Source organism: Vulcanisaeta sp. EB80 (assembly GCF_002078205.2).
Map to the genome: position 1 here is coordinate 1 of NZ_LCWN02000139.1, position 2141 is coordinate 2141.

4 protein-coding genes are annotated in these 2141 nt (G+C 35.9%); 2 read left to right on the forward strand and 2 right to left on the reverse strand.

Features of this window, described 5'->3' with window-relative positions; all coding sequences use genetic code 11:
- Window positions 1-94 (forward strand): FAD-linked oxidase C-terminal domain-containing protein (locus B7L70_RS13090; RefSeq protein ID WP_143701657.1); only part of this gene is annotated, 94 nt, incomplete at its 5' end.
- 76 nt (window positions 95-170) lie between these two features.
- On the opposite strand, the gene B7L70_RS12555 is transcribed toward B7L70_RS13090, so the two are convergent.
- Complete coding sequence (locus tag B7L70_RS12555; protein WP_081228460.1) at window positions 171-518, reverse strand: AbrB family transcriptional regulator; 348 nt, start codon at window positions 516-518, stop codon at window positions 171-173.
- 154 nt (window positions 519-672) lie between these two features.
- Here B7L70_RS12555 and B7L70_RS12560 point away from each other — a divergent pair, with 154 nt between their 5' ends.
- Complete coding sequence (locus B7L70_RS12560) at window positions 673-1173, forward strand: hypothetical protein (protein WP_081228461.1); 501 nt, start codon at window positions 673-675, stop codon at window positions 1171-1173.
- A gap of 15 nt (window positions 1174-1188) precedes the next feature.
- On the opposite strand, the gene B7L70_RS12565 is transcribed toward B7L70_RS12560, so the two are convergent.
- A complete protein-coding gene (locus B7L70_RS12565) occupies window positions 1189-1650 on the reverse strand; it encodes a hypothetical protein (RefSeq protein ID WP_238376263.1) in 462 nt (153 codons plus the stop codon).
- Window positions 1651-2141: the final 491 nt, after the last annotated feature.

The window sequence follows — 2141 nt, forward strand, 5'->3', positions numbered from 1 at the left end:
TGGTAATGCCGACACGGTACTAAACTTAATGAGGAACGTTAAGAAGGTATTTGATCCATACGGCATATTCAATCCAAATAAAATATTCGATTAAAACACCAAAGCATGCTTATTAATTAACTAATTATCATAAATTTTAAAAAACTATCACTTAGTTGTTTTTAATCGCGCTAATCCTTATCCTTATTAGTGATTGATGGCCTTATGGATAGTATTTTAACAACATCGCCAAAACCAACACCATAAGTCTCTCTAACCCTCTTAGGTATCGTAAACTGCCTAGCATCAGTATGCCTAGTCCTCAACAACCTAACACCCCTCAACTCAATAACGAAACCCTTATACTCGAGATCCACATCAGCAAACCTCAGGTGAGCAATACCCAACGCCCTAACGAGACTCGCCGGCACAAGGACCTGGTTATTTATATACACCCTAACCGCAAAGGGGAGTGCCGTAACCTCAAACCTCCTCAACTTCCTACTACGGACAGACACCCTAACCGTCACGCCTACCACCAATCAGTTCCTCAACACTACCACACTTAAAAATACCTCCGTGAAACCACCGTGAAACAACAACGAAAAGCACCAACGTGCACGGTGGTAAAAAGGGTTTCGCTTGGGATAAAGAACAGAAAGAGATTTAAATACAGGATTGAACACAAAAACAATGCCAAGCAAAGCAATAGGAATGGGAGTATGCCCAAGATGCGGAAAACCAGGAACAATAGTAATAAAGGCAGGCAATTACGTATACATTAAGCACGGAAACACATGGCACTACATAGGAACAATAGACAAAGTAAACCTAAACAAAATACTAATCAAAAACCCAGAAAACATATCAACAAGCAAACCAAAACAAAAAATCAATTATATAACGATTTCATTAATGGTTATAGCAATTATGACAGCTACATTAGGTATAATCATACTATTTAACTCGCAACACAATAATATTATAATTCAAGGCAATAATAATCTAAACAAAGATAGAATGATTAATTTACTCGTACATTGTAATTATACTATTACTAACACTAATAATGCAGTAATTATATCGTGCAATAATACTGCTTATAATATTACTACGATTAATCTGGGTAATTTTACATTTTTAACTTATAATATCCATTATAGTGAATATTATAATAGCACTATTTTTAAATAGTTTTATTTTGAGCTATTATGATGCCCATGTAAATATTAATACTTGGTTTATCGTAACACTGTAAGAGTTCGGATTATAGATAAATACGAAGTATGTTCCGGGTCCAGGATTGAAGATAACAAATGCAGAACCACCACTTACGTATCCTCCGTATCCTGTTCCCGTATAGGCATTTATAAGACCAACTAATATTGTTGCGTAAGATGGTGACCAAGTTACGTAAACTCCCATCTCTACTCCAGGGCCTAACGTATATGGTCCTATTAGTACTCCTGAGTTGGGTGATAGTACGAATGAGTCTATTCTCTGTACTGGTGGTAGTGTCTTTAGTTTTAGTGGTATTGTTTCTTTGATTATTACTGTGCCTGGTGTGTCTGGCTTTACTTTAGTTACTTGCATTGCCATTGTTGTTCCTGCCATTAGTGCTACTACGAGTAGTAACGCGGGTAGTACTAGTGCTAGTGTTTTTCTCGTCATAAATAATGCATACATTTGTAATTTTTAAATATTACCTCTGTAATTCTTCCCATGCATTTCAATTGCTGTTTCAATTTCCATATTTCATTTTGTAAATAATAACCTTTTAAAATTGAAATTCTGGAACTGATCACCATGGTCACGGAGTTATCAGGTTGAAAGAAGGCTACGTTATCGGTGATCAGCACTCGGCAAACTCGTCATCTTCTCTAGCAGGCGAGGTCCTACTCATCACTATCGGTGCTCTAATTAATTGCCTTTAAAAGCCTTGGTTCTTCTCTTTAGTTATTTATTATCTAGGTATTAATATTTATTTTATTGTGTAGTAGTACTGCTGTAGTAATATAGGTGTATTTAAGTGTTATATGTCTTATGTAATAAAATTTATTAATTAGTTAATTTAGTTGTTTATGCGGTGGTTGTATGAGGGCTGTGGATCTTGTTAAGAGGAAGCCCCTGGTTATTACCGAGGATAGGCCCTTCATTGAGGC

Bases quoted from the DNA above. Each gene is read 5' to 3' on its own strand.
- B7L70_RS12565 (WP_238376263.1), bottom strand. From the start codon at position 1,650: ATGACGAGAAAAACACTAGCACTAGTACTACCCGCGTTACTACTCGTA.
- B7L70_RS12560 (WP_081228461.1), top strand. From the start codon at position 673: ATGCCAAGCAAAGCAATAGGAATGGGAGTATGCCCAAGATGCGGAAAA.